Source organism: Streptomyces sp. P17, assembly GCF_032436805.1.
In the GTDB taxonomy this organism is placed as follows: Bacteria; Actinomycetota; Actinomycetes; order Streptomycetales; family Streptomycetaceae; genus Streptomyces.
This window is the reverse complement of sequence record NZ_JAVRBF010001277.1, coordinates 1-248: the sequence shown is the minus strand read 5'-3', so window position 1 is coordinate 248 and position 248 is coordinate 1. Positions and strand designations below refer to the sequence as shown.

Below are 248 nucleotides of genomic sequence, written 5' to 3'. Positions count from 1 at the left end.
CACCGGCGCACAGCCCGCCCCGATCAGCGCCATCGCCACCTGCAGATGCCAGGGCGCAGCCGCCAGCGCAACTATCGCAGCCCCGATCCCGCCACCAAGCGCCAGCGGCACCGCCACTGTGCGGGCCGGGCCGAACCGGTCAAGCGCCCAGCCCACCGGGATCTGGCAGGCGGCAAAGACCAGAAACCAAAGCCCGGAGGACAAAGCCAGATCCCCCGGCGTAGCGCCCAGCTCGGCGCTGAGCACCG

The 248-nt window shown here is 72.2% G+C and carries 1 protein-coding gene; it reads right to left on the bottom strand.

Annotated features, from left to right (window positions below; translation table 11 throughout):
• Positions 1 to 248, bottom strand: a 248-nt coding sequence (locus RMT89_RS44675; protein WP_399499097.1) for an MFS transporter, incomplete at both ends; no start/stop codon positions are given.